The organism is Flavobacterium chungangense LMG 26729, from assembly GCF_000735715.2.
GTDB classification, from domain to species: Bacteria; Bacteroidota; Bacteroidia; order Flavobacteriales; family Flavobacteriaceae; genus Flavobacterium; species Flavobacterium chungangense.
The window spans coordinates 679,956-698,253 of record NZ_JASY01000001.1 but is presented as its reverse complement, the minus strand read 5'-3'; the positions used below and the strand labels follow the sequence as shown (position 1 = coordinate 698,253).

The window sequence follows — 18,298 nt, the reverse complement described above, 5'->3', positions numbered from 1 at the left end:
ATGGATCTAATTATTATACTCCAGGTAAATCTCCTCCTTCTTTAGTAGGTAAATCTGATTTACCCATTAAGTAGATATCAACCTGACGAGCAGCTTCTCTACCTTCAGAAATTGCCCAAACAATCAAAGATTGTCCTCTTCGCATATCTCCTGCTGTAAATATATTTGGCACGTTTGTTTGATAATTATTTGCTTTATAGTTGCTTCTAAAATCAACTTCCAATCCTAACTGACTGCTTAGAGTTTTTTCCGGTCCTGTAAAACCTAGTGCCAGTAAAGCTAAGTCACAAGGCCATACTTGTTCAGAACCTTCAACTTCAATCAATTCCGGACGCTGTCCAGGAACCATTTTCCACTCTACTTTTACGGTTTTCAAAGCTATTAATTTACCATTTGCATCTTTGATAAATTCTTTTGTATTGATTAACCAGTCTCTTTCGCAACCCTCTTTGTGTGAAGTCGATGTTTTTAACTGCAATGGCCAGTAAGGCCAAGGAGTTGAAGCACTTCTGCCAACCGGTGGTTTTGGCATAATCTCAAAATTCGTTACCGATTTTGCGCCATGACGGTTTGATGTTCCCACACAGTCAGAACCTGTATCCCCACCACCAATTACGATAACATCTTTTCCAGTTGCCAATACCTGATTTTCAACTTTCTCTCCAAAAACTACCTTAGTCTGCTGTGTTAAGAAATCCATAGCCTGAACTACACCATCAGCATCAGCTCCCGGAGTAGGCAAACCTCTTCTTTCTGTAGCACCTCCACAAAGTACGATAGAATCGAATGCTTTTAAATCTTCAACTGAATAGTTTACACCAACATTTGTATTTACTTTAAAGGTAATTCCTTCTGCCTCTAAAATAGCTACACGTCTGTCAATAATTCCTTTTTCTAATTTGAAATTTGGAATTCCATAACGTAATAAACCTCCAATTGCATTGTCTCTTTCAAAAACAGTAACAGTGTGACCTGCTCTGTTTAATTGCTGAGCTGCTGCTAAACCTGCAGGACCTGATCCTACCACCGCAACTGTTTTACCAGTTCTTACTTTTGGCGGCTGTGGCTTGATCCATCCTTCTTTGAAAGCACGCTCCACAATATTTTTCTCTATATTTTCAATAGCGATTGGCTCTTCAATAAGTCCTAATACACATGCTTTTTCGCATGGTGCCGGACACAAACGTCCTGTAAATTCAGGAAAGTTATTGGTTGAATGCAAAATCCATGAGGCTTTTTGCCATTCTTCCTGGTATACCATGTGATTGAAATCGGGAATTAAATTCCCAAGAGGACAACCACTGTGACAAAAAGGAATACCACAATCCATGCAACGAGAACCCTGAGTAGTAATTTCAGCTTCACTCAAAGGAATCGTAAATTCATTATAATTCGTTACACGTTCTTTAACTTCTATATATGATTCGTCTTGTCTTTCGAATTCTTTAAAACCTGTTACTTTTCCCATTGTATTATGCTGTTAATTCTTCTACCATTTGTTCTTCTGTTTCCAGACGTTTTAACGCTTTTTTGTACTCTGTAGGCATTACTTTTACAAAATTATCCAAGCTTCCTGCCCAGTCATTTAATAATGCTGTTCCTCTTGTACTGTTCGTGTACAGAACGTGTCTTTCGATCAAATTTCTCAAGTCGTCAGCATCGTCGCCTTCAACCGTTTCAAATTCAATTGTTTCCGTATTACACAATCCGTTTTTAAACTTGTGTTCAGGATCATAAACATAAGCGATACCACCGCTCATACCTGCCGCAAAGTTACGTCCGGTATTACCCAGTACTACAACTTTACCTCCGGTCATGTACTCACAACCATGATCTCCAACACCTTCCACTACAGCAATCGCTCCAGAATTACGTACTGCAAATCGCTCTCCGGCTATACCATTGATATAAGCCTCTCCTTCGATTGCACCAAATAAACAAACGTTTCCAACAATGATATTATTCTCAGCTACAAAAGTTGCTTTTGCAGGTTTTTTAATGATCAGTTTAGCTCCGGATAAACCTTTACCTAAATAATCATTGGTATTTCCTTCTACAGTAAATGTTAATCCATGAGCACTAAAAGCTCCTAAACTCTGACCTGCAGAACCGGTAAAATTAATATTCAGGGTATCCTCAGGTAATCCAAGGTGACCGTATATTTTAGAAATTTCATTACTTACAATAGCCCCAACAGAACGGTTAATGTTGTTGATTGGATATGCTAAAGTCATTTTTTCTTTTCTGTACAAAGCACGGTGAGAATCTCTTAGAATCTGGAAATCCAATACACCTTCTAAATTATGATCCTGCTTTTCCGTATTACGGATTGGCATTGTTTTGTAAGCATCAGGTCTGTGTAAAATTGAAGACAAATCCAGTCCTTTAGCTTTATAATGTTCAATAGCTTTGTTTGAATTGATTTTATCAGTCTGACCTACCATTTCAGCTAATGTTCTGAATCCTAATTGCGCCATGATACCTCTTAATTCTTCTGCAACATAATAGAAGAAGTTAATAACGTGCTCAGGAGTTCCTTTGAAATTTTTACGCAATTCTTTATCCTGAGTTGCAATTCCGACAGGACAAGTATTAAGGTGACATTTACGCATCATGATACAACCTGAAGCTACAAGAGGAGCAGTTGCAAAACCAAATTCCTCAGCTCCTAATAAAGCAGCGATAGCTACGTCACGACCTGTTTTTAACTGACCGTCACATTCTACAACGATTCTGCTTCTTAAGTTGTTCAACACCAAAGTTTGCTGTGCTTCGGCCAATCCAAGTTCCCAAGGAAGACCTGCGTGTTTTAATGATGTTAAAGGAGAAGCTCCTGTTCCACCGTCATAACCTGCAATCAAAACAACATCTGCTTTTGCTTTGGCAACACCGGCAGCGATTGTTCCAACACCCACTTCAGAAACCAGTTTCACATTGATACGGGCTTCTCTGTTGGCATTTTTCAAATCAAATATTAATTGTGCCAAATCTTCAATAGAGTAAATATCGTGGTGTGGCGGAGGCGAAATCAATCCCACAAAAGGAGTTGAATTACGTGCCTCTGCAATCCATGGTAATACTTTTTCTCCAGGTAGCTGTCCACCTTCTCCTGGCTTAGCTCCCTGAGCCATTTTAATCTGAATTTCTTTTGCACTTGACAAATAGTGAGAAGTAACTCCAAAACGTCCCGAAGCAACTTGCTTGATAGCCGAGTTACGACTGTCTCCGTTAATGTCCGGCTGGAAACGCTTTCTGTCTTCTCCTCCTTCACCTGAATTGGATTTTCCTCCAATACGGTTCATTGCAATTGCTAAATTTTCGTGCGCCTCTCTTGAAATCGATCCGTAAGACATTGCTCCCGTTTTAAAACGTTTTACAATTTCTGTCCAAGGCTCTACTTCGTCTAATGGAATTGGATTTAGGTTATCAAATTCAAATAATCCGCGAATAGTCATTAAACTCTTTGCCTGATCATTAATTGCATTCGAATACACATCATAACTGTCCTGATCACTCAATCGAACAGCCTGTTGTAATTTGGCAATCGTAGTAGGATTAAACAAGTGTCTTTCTCCGTTACGTCTCCATCTGTATTCTCCTCCAATATTTAAACCTAATCTGTTTGAAATTAGTTTATCAGGATAAGCATATTTGTATCTTTCTGTAATCTCTTTTTCAATTTCATACAAACCAATACCTTCAATTCTTGAAGTGGTGTATGGGAAATATTTTTCAACGAATTTAGAATTGAATCCAACTATTTCAAAAATTTGAGAACCTCTGTATGAATGTAATGTTGAGATTCCAATTTTATTCATAATTTTCAAAATCCCTGAACCTATCGCTTTATTGAAATTATCAACCGCTTTTTGTTCCGGAATTCCGGTAATAAATCCTTCCTGAACCTGTACACGAATAATTTCATTTACCATATAAGGATTAATCGCACTTGCTCCGTATCCGAATAATGTAGCAAAATGATGTGGCTCACGAGGTTCTGCAGATTCTATGATAATATCAAAATAAGAACGCTTACGTAAACGGTTCATTTGATGATTTACATACGAACAAGCCAATAATGCAGGAATTGGTGCAAACTCTTTATTAACTCCTCTATCAGAAAGGATAATAATATTTGTACCTCTTTCTACTGCTTTTGTAATTTGAACAATAATAGCATCCAAAGCATTTTCTAAACCATTCATACCCTCTGATTTAGGATATAAAATCTTAAAAGTTTCTGCTTTGAAATTATCTATAGAAATCGTTCTGATTTTTTCTAAATCTCTATTAGAAATAACAGGATTCTGAATTCTTAATTTTCGGCATTGCTTACTTGTAATATCAAAAATATTACGATCCTGACCTAAATTTAAAGCAATATCAGTCACAATTTCTTCACGAATACCATCCAAAGGAGGATTGGTTACCTGAGCGAATAATTGTTTGAAGTAATTCGGAATTAATTGCGGTCTGTCAGACAATACAGCAAGAGGTGTATCAATACCCATTGATCCCAAGGCTTCTTTACCAGTTTGAGCCATTGGCGTAATCATATCCTGAATATCTTCTAATGTATAATTGAAAAGACGTTCTCTTGTTGGCAAATCGATAGTTTCAACCGGACAAACATCTGATGTTTCAGGAACATCTCTTAAGTGTAATCTGTATTGATCTAACCATTCCTGATAAGGTCTTTCAGAAACAATTTTACTTTTTATTTCTTCGTCATTGATGATACGTCCTTCGTTCATGTCCACAAGAAACATTTTACCCGGCTCTAATCTACCATGACTTTCTACATCCTCAGCATCAATATCTACAACTCCAATTTCTGAAGCCATAATTAATTTACCGCTTTTTGTAACCGTATATCTTGAAGGTCTTAGTCCATTACGGTCTAATAATGCCCCTACATAATCACCATCAGAGAAAGGTACAGAAGCAGGACCATCCCATGGCTCCATAATACAAGCATTGTATTCGTAGAATGCTTTTCTCTCAGGAGACATTGTTTTGTGTTTTTCCCAGGCTTCAGGAATCATCATCATCATTACTTCAGGCAATGATCTTCCGGTGTGTGTTAGCAATTCCACCACCATATCCATAGAAGCAGAATCTGACTTTCCTGGTAAAATGATTGGGAATAATTTATCGATTTGTGGTCCGAAAACCTCACTTTTCATAATTTCTTCACGAACACGCATTCTACTTACGTTACCACGCAAAGTATTGATCTCTCCATTCTGACACATGTATCTAAACGGCTGAGCCAATTCCCACGTTGGCATTGTATTGGTAGAGAAACGTTGGTGTACAAGTGCTAGACGAGTCACCAAATCCGTTTGTTGTAAATCAGTATAATACGGACCAATATCTTCAGGCATAATAATACCTTTATATATTATAGTCGTAGTAGATAAACTTGGAAGATAAAAATACGAGCTTTGCGATATTTTAGAATGTCTGATGCTATGCTCAGTAATCTTACGTGCTGCATATAATTTTGCTTTAAAAACAGCATCCTCAATAGCTTCATTTTTACCAATAAAAATTTGCTCGATAGTTGGTTCTGATGCCGAAGCAATTTCACCCAGCTGAGAAGAATCAACCGGTACTTCTCTCCATCCTAAAACAGAAAGTCCCTGTGCTTTAACTTCTTTTTCAAAAACATCTTTACAAAAATCATATTGATTCTTAATTTTTGGTAAAAATACCATTCCAACAGCATACTCACGTGCAGCAGGTAATTCAAAATCACATATCCTCTTGAAATAATCATGAGGAATATCTATTAAAAGTCCAGCTCCATCTCCTGTTTTACCATCAGCACTCACTCCACCTCTGTGTTCCAGCTTAACTAGAATCTCAAGAGCATCATGAATAATTTGGTTTGTTTTTTCTCCTTTAAGATTGCAGATAAAACCAGCTCCGCAATTTTCATGCTCGAATTCTGGCAAATAAAGGCCTTGTTCTTTTAGTTTCATTCTCGATATTTTTTTTTTACAAAAATAAAGATTTCATTAAACATAATGTACCAAAATTATGCTTTGCCTTACACTTTTATAGGAATATTAGAAAAACGGTTCTTAAATGATAATAATATTATAGAACGCATTGTGAATTGACAAAATGACAATTCGTTTTAAATTATATTAAGAAAAATCAACAATATACAGTAAAAATACATTGCTTTTATAGTAACTCTAAAACGATATAGTGTTTTAGAATTAACAATGAAGACATATTTGTTTAACGTTTTTTTGACTTTAAAGTAGATTTATTTAACAAACTGAGATTGGTTTATTATTAATTAAAAAAGATTTTACTTTTAAGTTCAATTTTGCTACTTTTGTCGCACTTTTATTCTGAAATAAATTCAGAACCAGACAAATTCTATATTATGAACATACACGAATATCAAGGAAAAGAAATTTTAGCAAGTTACGGAGTACGCATTCAACGCGGAATTGTAGCTAATAATGCAGTTGAAGCTGTTGCTGCTGCAAAACAATTAACTGCTGAAACCGGAACAGGATGGCATGTAATTAAAGCACAAATTCACGCAGGTGGTCGTGGAAAAGGTGGTGGAGTTAAACTTGCTAAGAACTTACAACAAGTTGAAGAAATTGCAGGACAAATCATCGGAATGCAATTAATTACACCTCAAACTTCTGCTGAGGGTAAAAAAGTAAACAAAGTTTTAGTAGCTGAAGATGTTTACTATCCTGGTGAAAGTGAAACTTCTGAATTTTATGTTTCTGTTTTATTGAATAGAGCTACAGGTCGTAATATGATCATGTATTCTACTGAAGGCGGAATGGATATCGAAGAAGTTGCTGAACACACACCACACTTAATCTTTACCGAAGAAGTTGATCCTTCTGTAGGTTTACAAGGTTTTCAGGCAAGAAGAATTGCTTTCAATTTAGGACTTTCCGGAAATGCTTTTAAAGAAATGGTGAAATTCATCGATGCATTATACAATGCTTACATTGGCTCTGATGCTTCTATGTTTGAAATCAATCCTGTATTAAAAACATCTGACAACAAAATCATGGCTGTTGATGCTAAAGTAAATATCGATGATAATGCTTTATACAGACAACCAAAATATGCTGAAATGAGAGATATCCGTGAGGAGAATCCAATCGAAGTTGAAGCTAAAGAAGTAGGATTGAACTATGTAGATCTTGACGGTACTGTAGGATGTATGGTAAACGGAGCTGGTCTAGCAATGGCAACTATGGATTTAATTAAATACGCTGGTTTTGAGCCTGCTAACTTCCTGGATGTTGGTGGAACTGCTGATGCTAAACGTGTTGAAACTGCTTTCAGAATTATCCTGAAAGATCCAAACGTAAAAGCAATCTTAATTAACATCTTTGGAGGAATCGTTCGTTGTGACCGTGTTGCTCAGGGTGTTGTTGATGCTTACAAAAATATGGGTGACGCTATCAATGTGCCAATCATTGTTCGTTTGCAAGGAACAAATGCTGAAATTGCAAAAGAATTAATTGACAACTCTGGTATGCCAATCTTATCAGCTGTTCAATTTCAGGAAGCTGCTGACCAGGTTAAAGCTGCTCTTTCTTAATCAAATAAGAAATTAGTTATATATAAAAATCCATTCGTAAAAACGAATGGATTTTTTGTTTGTAATTATATCAAAAACATTCCTTTTGAGAATATCTTAAGACAAGGTATATTGTAGAGATGCACAGCAGTGCGTCTACACAACGTATTTTGATTATGGATTCACGTGAAGCAGATGCACTGCCGTGCGCCTCTACTAAATGTGGTCCGTAATAAAAAATCCCTTCAAATATTCGAAGGGATTTCATGGATTATGACATCATAATGTCGGTCATTTCTTATTCTTACCGTTTTTGTAAACTACTTTTTCTACAACAGATGGTTTTCCATTTCCTTTTGGAAATTCTTTCTTTTTAGGTTTTTTAGCTGCCGAACCAGACTTTGAAGGACTTTGATCACCTCTTCCTCTTTCACTGTCTTTTGGCGCAGCTTTAAACTCAGGTCTTTCTTTCGTATTATCTTTCTTCGGAATCTCAGCTTTATGCTTTGCTAAAACATCATTTGGATTTTTAGGATTTTCTTTTGTTCCTCTTAAATGAATTACCAATCCGTTTAGGAAATTACGCAAAACCTGATCGCCGCATTCCATATAGTTAGGATGATCTTCTGCTCTGAAAAAAGCTCCTAATTCAGATTTTGTAATTCTAAAATCTACTAATTCTAAAATTTCAACTATTTGGTCGTCACGGAGCATCAAAGCCACGCGAAGTTTTTTTAAGATATCATTATTTGTCATTTTTTGTTATGTTTCGGGTTTGAGGTTTCAAGTTTTATTTGTTCTTCCTCAGCATCGTTTATTTTGCAAAGGTACACTATTTTAAAAGGAAATATTAGAATAAAATCACTCCTGTTCCTGCTCTGTCCGGATAATAAGTTTTACCGTTTTTTATTGTTACACCGCCAGCAATATCTTCTGCCAGCAATAGAGAACCATCCATGTCAACATAATCTAATTCCGGCAACAAATGCGCTATTGCTGAAATTCCGACAGTAGATTCTGTCATACAGCCCACCATTGTTTTTAGTCCCCGTTTTTTAGATTCGGCAATCATTCTTCTTCCCGGAGTAATTCCTCCGCATTTCATCAATTTTATGTTTACACCATGAAAATGATTGTGACATTTTGCAACATCTGATTCTGTAATACAACTTTCATCAGCTATAACAGGCAAAACAGCGTTTTCAAAAACTTCTTTATGCCCATACCAGTCATCCGCTTTCAAAGGCTGTTCAATAAATTCAACACCTAAGTTTTTCATAATAATTGCATTTTTCAGGGTTTCATCAACAGTCCAGGCGCAATTGGCATCGACCCTAAAAATGGCATTGGTGTGTTTTCGCAATTCGGTTACAATTTCAATATCCTCAGAAGTTCCTAACTTTATTTTATAAATCGGCCATGGAAATCCTTTCATCTTTAGGACCATATTTTCAATAGTATCTATCCCAATGGTATAGTTAGTCAACGGATTATGACTAATATTGTAATTCCATAATTCATACAGCTTTTTACCATTTTTTCGTGCATACAAATCATTATACGCATTATCCAGGGCACATAAAGCAAAAGGATTGTCTTTTAAAAACGGATTTATTTTCAACCAAAATTCTTCGGGAGTTTCATGAGACGCTGATTCTATAATATCACGGATTTTTTCAATATCATACTGCAAAATTTCCACCGTAATATTATAATACGGATTTGAAGTTGCTTCACCATATCCCGAAAATCCATTATCTTGTAATTCTACTATTAGAGAAGGCTGAAAATCTATTGATTTTCTTGAAATTCTAAAAGTGTGCTTTAGTTTTAAATTATATGCTTTCAAAATCAACTTCATAAACAGACACTTTTCAAATTTATTATTTTCAAATTGAACCTGATAATACCTCAGACATTGCTTTGGCCTTTAACAAACATTCTTCATATTCCTTTCCAGGTACAGATTGCGCCGTAATAGCACTTCCAACGGAAAACGAGACGTATTTATTTTCCTGATTATACAAAATACTCCTAATCACTACATTAAAATCAAAATCTCCTTCGGGTGAAAAGTAACCTACTGCTCCACTATACAAACCACGCTTGGTTTCCTCAAGATTTTCAATAATTTTCATTACCGAAATTTTTGGAGCACCCGTCATACTTCCCATTGGAAAAGTTGTTTTTAAAACATCTACAGGAGAATATTTAGGATCTAATTTTGAAGTTACTGTAGAAATCATTTGATGTACCTGCAAGAAGGAATAAATTTTGCAGAGTTCCTTAACTTCTACTGAACCTTTTTGTGCTGTGTGCGATAAATCATTTCGAACCAAATCGGTTATCATGATATTTTCAGCACGTTCTTTTCCATCGTTTTCAAGATTTTGTTTCGATTCTTCATCCTGATTCAAATCTGAAAATCGTTTTGAGGTGCCTTTTATCGGCTGTGAAATAATGGTATCCCCCGTTTTTTTAAGATAACGTTCCGGAGAAGCAGAAAGCAAAAACTGTTTATTGTTTTTAAAGAAAACCGAAAAAGGCGCTTTTGAAATCTCATTCAGTTTTTGAAATTTTTCCAATGGATTGATAACAGCATTTTCGGCAAAAAATTCCATACAAAAATTAGCTTCGTACATATCACCTGCGTGAATGTGTTCCAGCATTTTTGTTACTTTCTGAAAATATAATTCTTTTGAAATTCGTTGTTGTACTTCGACTTTTTCCAACGTTTCGAAATAATCATTTTTACTTTGAATAATTTCTTCAAAATCATCTTCAACCTCATCATCACACAAAAGTAAATATCTAATTTCAAGCTGATCCCCTTTCAGCAAAAAGATTTTTTTAGGCTGAAAGAAAAACAAATCCGGAAAGTGCAGTCCATCAAAATTAGATGATTTTAAAGATTCTGTATCATTTTTAAGATCGTAAGACAAATAACCAAAAAGCCAGTCTTTTGTAGTTTGCTGATACTGTTTTAAATCCTCAAAGGCATTATGAAAATCTGTTTTTAAAGATGTAAAAGCATCAACAGCCACCATACAATCAAAGCTGGAATATTCTTGCGGATACGTATTACTATCCAAAAAAATAACCTCTCGAAATTGTTGTGACCAACTTAAAAGCTGTTGCTTAAAATGCTCCGGATCCGGAATATGCTTGTGAATGGAAACTCTCAAAAATGAATCAATTTTAGATCTCAAAATTACGACAAAAAAATTCCTTCAATAAGTAATATCAAAAAAATATTGGCACACTTTTTAGTATATCGAATTAACAGTAATTCTTAAAACTTTTCTTGCCATTTGATTTAAACATTACTTACCCTTTATACAAAAACATTTATTAATCAACATTTAAAAACTTTATGAAAACAATTGCAAAATTAGGTTTGACCACCTTAGTTGTTACCGCAGTATTATTTTCCTGCAAAAAAGCAGATGCAACAGCAGAAGAAAAAGCAGATTACGCAACAACCGACAGTACAGCTGTTTTATCCAGCACAGCTATTTCATCATCGGCAGCAGTCGAAAAGAAAGACAGCAAACAGAAATTCATTCGAACTGCTGATATCAAATTCAAGGTTAAAAACGTCGTCAGGTCAACTTATGCAATTGAAAATGCTACCCAAAAATTCGGTGGATTTGTTACCTATACCAACCTACAAAGCACTATTCAGGAACAGATTAAAACTAAAATCAGTCAGGACAGCACACTTGAAACTACTAAATATACAGTTGAAAACAACATCACAATCCGCGTTCCCAATACACAGCTCGATACGATCATAAAAACGATTGCTAAACAAATTGATTTTCTGGATTTCAGGATAATCAAAGCGGATGATGTTTCATTAAAATTATTATCAAATCAGCTTTCTCAAAAAAGAAGTGCTAATACCGAAAAAAGAGTTGAAAAAGCAATTGACGAGAAAGGAAAAAAAATTAATGATATTATGGAGGCCGAGAATAGTTTGGCAAACCAAAAAGAAGCAAACGATAATCGCACTATTGATAATTTATCCTTACAAGATCAGATTAATTTCAGCACGATCACTTTACAGCTTTATCAAAATGAAACCATCAGAAACGAGACTATGGCAAGCGAAAAAGACAGTGCTGCATATAAACCAAATTTAGGAATTCAGATTATTGATGCCTTAAAAAGCGGCTGGTACATCTTGCAGGCTATCTTAATTTTCTTCATTAATCTTTGGCCCTTTATTTTAATAAGTATTGGCGGATTTTTCCTTTATAAAAAACTAAAGAAGCAACAATAAAAGTGTTAATAAAATACCAATTTCGTAATTAAAAAATCATTATCTTTGATAGAGTATTAAATTCATTCCAAAAACAAAAAATACTTTTATTAAAAAATTCTCAACAAGATAATTTTTAAAACTCTTTTAGGGAATTAAATTAGACGATTTCAAGCACATAATTTATATTTTTTAACCCATTAAATTTAGTATTATGAAAATTGCTACTATTATTGTCCGCGTTCTAATTGGTCTTTTATTACTTGTTTCTTCTGTTGGATATTTTTTTCATCTTTTCCCGGAACCGGAAACTACCGGAAATTTTAAGGCTTTTAATATAGGCTTGGTCGCGTCAACTTATCTGCTTCCTTTGGCAAAATCTATTGAATTGCTTTGTGGAATCGCTTTCGTCACAGGACGTTTTGTAACATTAGCCAATATTTTGATTTTACCGATAACGGTAAACATTCTGTTTATCAATTATTTTCTTGCCCCACAAGGTCTTCCAATTGCCGGATTATTATTCTTAGCTAACTTATTTTTGATCTACAGATATTGGGATAATTATAAAAGTGTTTTTACTCCATGATGCTGATTTTATTCAAAATATAAAACCCGACAGATTTTAAAAACCTGTCGGGTTTCTTTTTAATTTGTTTTATCCTGTGTTACCCAAACCAAATCAGATGTCTTATAGCCAATTTCCTGAGCTTTTTTCAGAAATTCTGCTTTTACATTTTCCGGAATTGTTCTTTCTCTTGAAAGTATCCACATATATTTTAAACTTTCTCCGGCAACAAGAGCATATTTATAATCCTCATCAATTGCAATAACATTATACCCCGAATAAAAAGGACCAAAAAATGAAACTTTCAGCATGCCAATATTTTCTTTTCCAACAAATTTAGCTTTGCCTATGCTCTGCTGCCATTTGCCTTTTTTAAAATCATAGCCCTTATTATCAACTTTTATTGTTTTGTCTTCGTTTAAAGTATACTCAGCAGTCACGTTGTCTAAACCCCTTTCCCATTTATGATCTAATCTGGCGATTTCATACCATTTACCAAGATATTTTGCGCTGTCAAAATTTGTTATAGCAGTTGCTTTCTTCGGAATTCCTCCTCAACATGAGTACAAGGTTAATAAGATTCCTGCTCCAATCAAAACTGGAACTATATATCTGTTTTTCATAATATTCCCTTTTTATTTCTTCTAAAGATAATATCCCAAAAGCATATTTTCTTTACAAAATTTCACTTAAGGCTTACATGTTAAAACATTAATTTTAAAAAGTTTATACTATTCTAACAAAAAAATTATATTTGATAACTAATCAATCTCTAAAAATGAAAACATACATTTTTCTCATTATTCTGTTTTATTCTTCTTATTCCAGATCACAGTACACCAAGGCTGTAGATTCACTAAATAATGAAATATGCAAATCATTAGTTCAAAACAAAAATTTAAATAACGAAATTCGAATTAATACTATCAATAATTCTCACATTACTCCCTATTTATCAAAATTTAAAGACACTATTATTCAAGAAAAAATATTTGCGCAAATCTTTTATAGATTGCAAAAAGACTGCAATGAATTTGTTGCACTTTTTCCAAATAAATCACCTGAGAGTACCTGGTCGATGCAAAATGAAAGACCTTTACAAATCATATCAAAAGAAGAATGTAATAATTTCAGTAAAACTTCGAAGTATTATTATGTCGAAAATGATGGCAATAAGGTAGAAGTTACTTTAAAAGATAATTTATGGGTAGAAAAATTTTCAGACAATACTTTTTCAAAACTACGCTATAAAAACAAAGGCAATTGCGAGTTCGAATTGGAATTTATTGAAAGTGATAATGTATCCAGAAAAAATTTAAGCATTAAAGGCGAAAAATATTTATATAAACTATACAATGAAGATAATCTGACTTATAGTGTTTATACAAAAAACAAGGAAACCTATTATATTTTCAAAATAGTAAAACAATAAAAAAACCGCCAGATGAATTCTGACGGTTTTCTAAAAATATGATTTACGTAAAATATTATACGTGTATAGCTCTGTTTTCAGTAGCAGCTAATGCTGCTTCTTTTATCGCTTCCGCAAAAGTTGGATGTGCGTGGCTCATTCTTGAAATATCTTCGGCTGAAGCTTTAAATTCCATTGCAGTAACCGCTTCAGCAATTAAATCAGCTGTACGCGCCCCAATCATGTGAACTCCTAAAACCTCATCTGTTTTCTCATCAGCAAGGATTTTTACAAATCCGTCTAAGTCAGCACTTGCTCTTGCACGTCCTAATGCTTTGAATGGGAAACTTCCTGATTTGTATTTAACTCCGGCAGCTTTTAATTGCTCTTCAGTTTGTCCAACTGCAGCAACTTCCGGCCAAGTGTACACTACACCAGGAATTAAGTTATAATCAATATGTGGTTTTTGACCTGCTAAAATTTCAGCAACCATAGTTCCTTCTTCTTCGGCTTTATGTGCTAACATCGCTCCACGAACAACATCACCAATAGCGTAGATATTTGGAACACTTGTTTGTAAATGATCGTTTACTTCTACCTGTCCTCTGTCTGAGATTTTAACTCCGGCTTTATCAGCGTTTAACCCGTCTGTGTACGGACGACGGCCAACAGAAACTAATGAATAATCTCCTTCAAGAGTGATTGTTTCTCCTTTTGCATTTTCAGCCTGAACTGTAACAGCATCACCGTTTCTTTCAACTGATTTTACTTTGTGAGAAACATAGAATTTCATTCCTTGTTTTTTCAATACTTTAGTTAATTCTTTAGAAAGCGCTCCGTCCATTCCCGGAATAATTCTGTCCATGAATTCCACTACAGAAACCTGAGCTCCTAAACGAAGGTAAACTTGTCCAAGCTCGATTCCGATAACTCCACCACCAATAATAACCAAGTGTTTTGGAACTTCTTTTAAAGCTAAAGCTTCAGTAGAAGTAATGATTCTTTCTTTATCAATTTTGATAAATGGCAAAGAAGATGGTTTTGATCCTGTTGCAATAACAGTATATTTTGCTTCGATAGTTTCAGATGTTCCATCAGCTTTTGCAACAGAAATATGAGTTGCGTCTACGAAAGAACCCAAACCATTAAAAACAGTGATTTTATTTTTATCCATTAAGTAGTTTACTCCGCCTGCTGTTTGGTCTACAACTGCTTGCTTACGGGCAATCATTTTCTCTAAATTGATTTTTACATCACCCGAAACTTCGATTCCGTGATCTGCAAAGTGTGCAATTTCTGCATAATGGTGAGAAGATGATAACAATGCTTTTGAAGGAATACAACCTACATTAAGACAGGTTCCGCCCAAAGAGTTATACTTTTCTACAATTGCAGTTTTGAAACCTAATTGTGCGCAACGAATTGCTGATACATATCCGCCAGGACCTGAACCTATAATGACTACGTCAAATGAACTCATAGTTTTTCTATTTTTTATTTTAGCGTTACAAAATTAAGGAATAAAGTTTTGTTTAAAGTTTAAAGCTTAAGGTTTTTTGTTATGATTTCTTTAGTTTTTGAAAAGAAAGTGATTCTTTTTTGATTTTTGATTAACGAATTTGAAATTTATAAAATCCTGTAAATTGATTTTCAAAAATAGCAAAATTTATATCGGGAAAATTTGGCAGATTTTATCAATGTTAAAACTCAGGGTTTTCTTTGAGGATTTCTTGATGTATGAAAAACATAATGAATAATTACAAAAAACCTTTACTTCTGCTTTCGTAAAATTCAATAGATTCGTCGATTTCTTTTTCTGCTAATGGTAAAATAGTAATCTTAAAAGCCATATTTCGCATTCAGGCGATTTCCGGCTTCTTCCCAGGAACTGGACTGATTTTCCCCAGAAATATATTTTTCTCTTTCTTCAGCAACCAAATCATAATGGGAATCGGAAACAATTGACTTTTTTTCATCATGACTAATGGCATCAAAAACACTTTCTAAAATTTCTAATTTCGAATCGTCTTCGATGAATTTTCCAAAATCTTTTATGAGTTTTCTTCTTAATTATTTCGTTTCCATTGTAGTGGCATTTTAAATAAAATTTAATGCTTTTTAGTAATTAAAAAATGTGTTGATTACTTAATTTTTACTTCACAGTTGTAAAGTACTTTCGTAAGTTATGTCATTTCGACGAAGGAGAAATCTTCGCGAGAAACTCTACAACGATTGGGAAATTCTATGCGGAGCTACTTGTGGAGATTTCTCCTTCGTCGAAATGACAAAAAATACGCTAACCATCGTGATATTATAAACTTAGAATCTCAGCATCTCAAAATCTCAAAATCTTAGAATCTTAGAACGAAATCACCGTCGAATTCTTCACTTCGCTGATCATAAACATACTTTGTGTGCTTCCAATATGCTGTAAAGTGGTTAGTTTAGTTACCAGAAATTCTCTGTATTCTTCCATGTCTTTTACTAATACTTTTAATATATAATCGTAATCGCCACTTACGTGATGACATTCTAAAACTTCGTTGAGTTTGATGACTTCACTCTCGAATTTGGTCAGGAATTCTTTGGTATGCTGAATGAGTTTTAAATGGCAGAAAACCACAAACCCTTTTTCAATTTTTGATTTATCCACTAAAGCCACGTAGTTTTTGATTATTCCTTCGCGCTCTAGTTTTTTTATTCTTTCATAAACTGCCGTAACCGAAAGATTCAGTTTTAATGATAATTCTTTGGTTGTTTTTTTACTGTCGGTTTGCAATAAAACGAGGAGTTTTTTATCGATTTGGTCAAGAACCATGTCTTTTGTTTTTGAAGTGAAAGAAAATCTACTGAATTATATTTTTCCGATCAAATTTAGACTAAAAATCAAAATAAATACACATTTACAGTTTTAAAATCTATAAAAACAAATCCTTATTGACATTTTTTCTGATAAAACTTTTCTTTGACTGAAATTTATTTTGAAACTGAGTGGACTAGCCCTGATGGAAACGGCATCCTTTTATGGTGGAGTTCACCATAAAAGATACAGTGGACAGCAGGAAATAGCTCCTAAACACTAAGATACAAATATTACAGAGTTATTAAAACAACTTGAAACCTTAAACTTAAAACTAACATAAAAATGAAAAACTTTAATCCGGCAGACAAAATTCAGGATTTGCAATACTTTGGTGAATTTGGAGGCGTGAATCCTTCGATTTCTGACTCATCGACTTATACTTTTTTATCAGCAAAAACGATGTTTGATACTTTTGAAGGTAATATGGAAGGCTGCTATTTGTATTCGCGCCATTCGTCTCCAAGTAATTTGTACCTGGATCAGGCTTTGGCAGCGATGGAAGGAACAGAAACGGCAAATGTTTCGGCTTCAGGAATGGGAGCGATTACGCCTACTCTATTGCAATTGTGCGGTTCAGGCGACCACATTGTTTCCAGCAGAACGATTTATGGCGGAACATATGCTTTTTTGAAGAATTTTACGCCTCGTTTTGGTATTAAAACAAGTTTTGTTGACATTACGAAACTGGATGTTGTAGAAGCTGCAATTACTTCTAAAACTAAAGTTTTGTATTGTGAAACTGTGAGTAATCCGCTTTTGGAAGTAGCTGATATTGGCGGGTTAGCAAAAATTGCTAAAAAGTACAATCTAAAATTGGTTGTTGACAATACGTTTTCACCTTTATCTGTTTCTCCGGCAAAATTGGGTGCTGATATTGTAATTCATAGTCTAACGAAATACATTAACGGAAGTAGTGACACAGTTGGTGGTGTGACCTGTGCATCGAAAGAATTTATTAATTCGCTGAAGAATGTAAACTCCGGAGCAAGTATGCTTTTGGGACCCACAATGGACAGTCTGCGTTCTGCAAGTGTGATGAAAAATTTAAGAACACTTCATATTCGAATTAAACAACATAGTTACAATGCGGCTTATCTGGCTGAAAAATTTGAAAGTGACGGCTTAAAAACGGTTTATCCAGGATTGAAAAGTCACCCGAGTCATGAACTTTATAAAACCATGATAAATCCGGAATACGGCTTTGGTGGAATGCTGACTATTGATGTTGGTACTTTAGCAAAGGCAAATGAATTGATGGAGTTAATGCAGGATAGAAATTTGGGATATCTGGCAGTAAGTTTAGGATTTTATAAAACCTTATTCAGTGCGCCGGGTACTTCGACATCGAGTGAAATTCCGTTTGAAGAGCAGCTTGAAATGGGATTAACGGATGGTTTGATTCGGTTCTCGATTGGACTGGATAATGATATTCAGCGTACTTATGAGATGATGAAGGCTTGTATGGTGGAGCTTGGGGTTTTATAAAACGTTATTTCACAGAGATACACGGAGGGGTTTTCGCAGAGAATCGCTAAGTTTTTATTTCACACTGATTTAAAAGGATTTAAGCAGATTTATTAATATGTGTTTATAAAAAATCTATTAAAATCTGCTTA

The 18,298-nt window shown here is 34.5% G+C and carries 12 protein-coding genes and 1 pseudogene; 5 read left to right on the top strand and 8 right to left on the bottom strand.

The features are described 5' to 3' along the window. Positions 1-13: 13 nt before the first annotated feature. Positions 14-1,468, bottom strand: a complete 1,455-nt coding sequence (locus JE46_RS02650; protein ID WP_031453710.1) for a glutamate synthase subunit beta — start codon at positions 1,466-1,468, stop codon at positions 14-16. Positions 1,469-1,472: 4 nt separating this feature from the next. Then, on the bottom strand, positions 1,473-5,987 hold the full coding sequence (gltB, locus tag JE46_RS02645) for a glutamate synthase large subunit (protein ID WP_031453709.1): 4,515 nt from the start codon (positions 5,985-5,987) through the stop codon (positions 1,473-1,475). A 416-nt stretch (positions 5,988-6,403) separates the two neighbouring features. On the opposite strand from gltB, the gene sucC reads away from it, so the two are divergent. Then, a complete protein-coding gene (gene sucC / locus JE46_RS02640; protein ID WP_031453708.1) occupies positions 6,404-7,597 on the top strand; it encodes an ADP-forming succinate--CoA ligase subunit beta in 1,194 nt (397 codons plus the stop codon). Positions 7,598-7,867: 270 nt separating this feature from the next. Here the strand turns inward: sucC and JE46_RS02635 are convergent, their stop codons facing one another. The 3 genes from JE46_RS02635 to JE46_RS02625 form a co-directional block, all read right to left on the bottom strand. Then, positions 7,868-8,332, bottom strand: coding sequence for a DUF1456 family protein (locus JE46_RS02635; protein WP_031453707.1), 465 nt, complete (start codon positions 8,330-8,332; stop codon positions 7,868-7,870). Between the two features lie 94 nt (positions 8,333-8,426). Beyond that, positions 8,427-9,437: a dipeptide epimerase gene (locus tag JE46_RS02630; RefSeq protein ID WP_031453706.1), complete on the bottom strand. Its 1,011-nt coding sequence runs from the start codon at positions 9,435-9,437 to the stop codon at positions 8,427-8,429. 28 nt (positions 9,438-9,465) lie between these two features. Continuing rightward, positions 9,466-10,761, bottom strand: a complete 1,296-nt coding sequence (locus tag JE46_RS02625) for an anthranilate synthase component I family protein (RefSeq protein ID WP_031453705.1) — start codon at positions 10,759-10,761, stop codon at positions 9,466-9,468. 188 nt (positions 10,762-10,949) lie between these two features. On the opposite strand from JE46_RS02625, the gene JE46_RS02620 reads away from it, so the two are divergent. Together JE46_RS02620 and JE46_RS02615 are read left to right on the top strand one after the other, a co-directional pair. Further along, complete coding sequence (locus JE46_RS02620) at positions 10,950-11,861, top strand: DUF4349 domain-containing protein (RefSeq protein WP_031453704.1); 912 nt, start codon at positions 10,950-10,952, stop codon at positions 11,859-11,861. Positions 11,862-12,054: 193 nt separating this feature from the next. Next, entirely contained in the window at positions 12,055-12,429 is a 375-nt protein-coding gene (locus tag JE46_RS02615) for a DoxX family membrane protein (protein WP_031453703.1), read from the top strand. Between the two features lie 59 nt (positions 12,430-12,488). Here the strand turns inward: JE46_RS02615 and JE46_RS02610 are convergent. Continuing rightward, positions 12,489-13,031, bottom strand: a pseudogene (locus JE46_RS02610) (lipocalin family protein). Positions 13,032-13,186: 155 nt separating this feature from the next. On the opposite strand from JE46_RS02610, the gene JE46_RS02605 reads away from it, so the two are divergent. After that, the gene (locus tag JE46_RS02605) at positions 13,187-13,840 is read left to right on the top strand and encodes a glycosyltransferase family protein (RefSeq protein WP_031453702.1); all 654 of its coding nucleotides are present in this window, start codon (positions 13,187-13,189) and stop codon (positions 13,838-13,840) included. Between the two features lie 55 nt (positions 13,841-13,895). Here the strand turns inward: JE46_RS02605 and lpdA are convergent, their stop codons facing one another. Further along, complete coding sequence (gene lpdA / locus JE46_RS02600) at positions 13,896-15,299, bottom strand: dihydrolipoyl dehydrogenase (RefSeq protein WP_031453701.1); 1,404 nt, start codon at positions 15,297-15,299, stop codon at positions 13,896-13,898. Positions 15,300-16,178: 879 nt separating this feature from the next. Further along, the gene (locus JE46_RS02595) at positions 16,179-16,637 is read right to left on the bottom strand and encodes an Lrp/AsnC family transcriptional regulator (protein ID WP_031453700.1); all 459 of its coding nucleotides are present in this window, start codon (positions 16,635-16,637) and stop codon (positions 16,179-16,181) included. A gap of 327 nt (positions 16,638-16,964) precedes the next feature. On the opposite strand from JE46_RS02595, the gene JE46_RS02590 reads away from it, so the two are divergent. After that, complete coding sequence (locus tag JE46_RS02590; protein WP_031453699.1) at positions 16,965-18,167, top strand: aminotransferase class I/II-fold pyridoxal phosphate-dependent enzyme; 1,203 nt, start codon at positions 16,965-16,967, stop codon at positions 18,165-18,167. The last annotated feature ends 131 nt before the right edge of the window (positions 18,168-18,298 follow it).

Excerpts from the sequence above, each read along its gene's own strand:
- JE46_RS02635 (WP_031453707.1), bottom strand. The coding sequence starts at position 8,332 with ATGACAAATAATGATATCTTAAAAAAACTTCGCGTGGCTTTGATGCTC.
- JE46_RS02605 (WP_031453702.1), top strand. The coding sequence starts at position 13,187 with ATGAAAACATACATTTTTCTCATTATTCTGTTTTATTCTTCTTATTCC.
- JE46_RS02590 (WP_031453699.1), top strand. The coding sequence starts at position 16,965 with ATGAAAAACTTTAATCCGGCAGACAAAATTCAGGATTTGCAATACTTT.
- gltB (WP_031453709.1), bottom strand. The coding sequence starts at position 5,987 with ATGAAACTAAAAGAACAAGGCCTTTATTTGCCAGAATTCGAGCATGAA.
- JE46_RS02595 (WP_031453700.1), bottom strand. The coding sequence starts at position 16,637 with ATGGTTCTTGACCAAATCGATAAAAAACTCCTCGTTTTATTGCAAACC.
- JE46_RS02615 (WP_031453703.1), top strand. The coding sequence starts at position 12,055 with ATGAAAATTGCTACTATTATTGTCCGCGTTCTAATTGGTCTTTTATTA.
- JE46_RS02630 (WP_031453706.1), bottom strand. The coding sequence starts at position 9,437 with ATGAAGTTGATTTTGAAAGCATATAATTTAAAACTAAAGCACACTTTT.
- JE46_RS02650 (WP_031453710.1), bottom strand. The coding sequence starts at position 1,468 with ATGGGAAAAGTAACAGGTTTTAAAGAATTCGAAAGACAAGACGAATCA.
- sucC (WP_031453708.1), top strand. The coding sequence starts at position 6,404 with ATGAACATACACGAATATCAAGGAAAAGAAATTTTAGCAAGTTACGGA.
- lpdA (WP_031453701.1), bottom strand. The coding sequence starts at position 15,299 with ATGAGTTCATTTGACGTAGTCATTATAGGTTCAGGTCCTGGCGGATAT.
- JE46_RS02620 (WP_031453704.1), top strand. The coding sequence starts at position 10,950 with ATGAAAACAATTGCAAAATTAGGTTTGACCACCTTAGTTGTTACCGCA.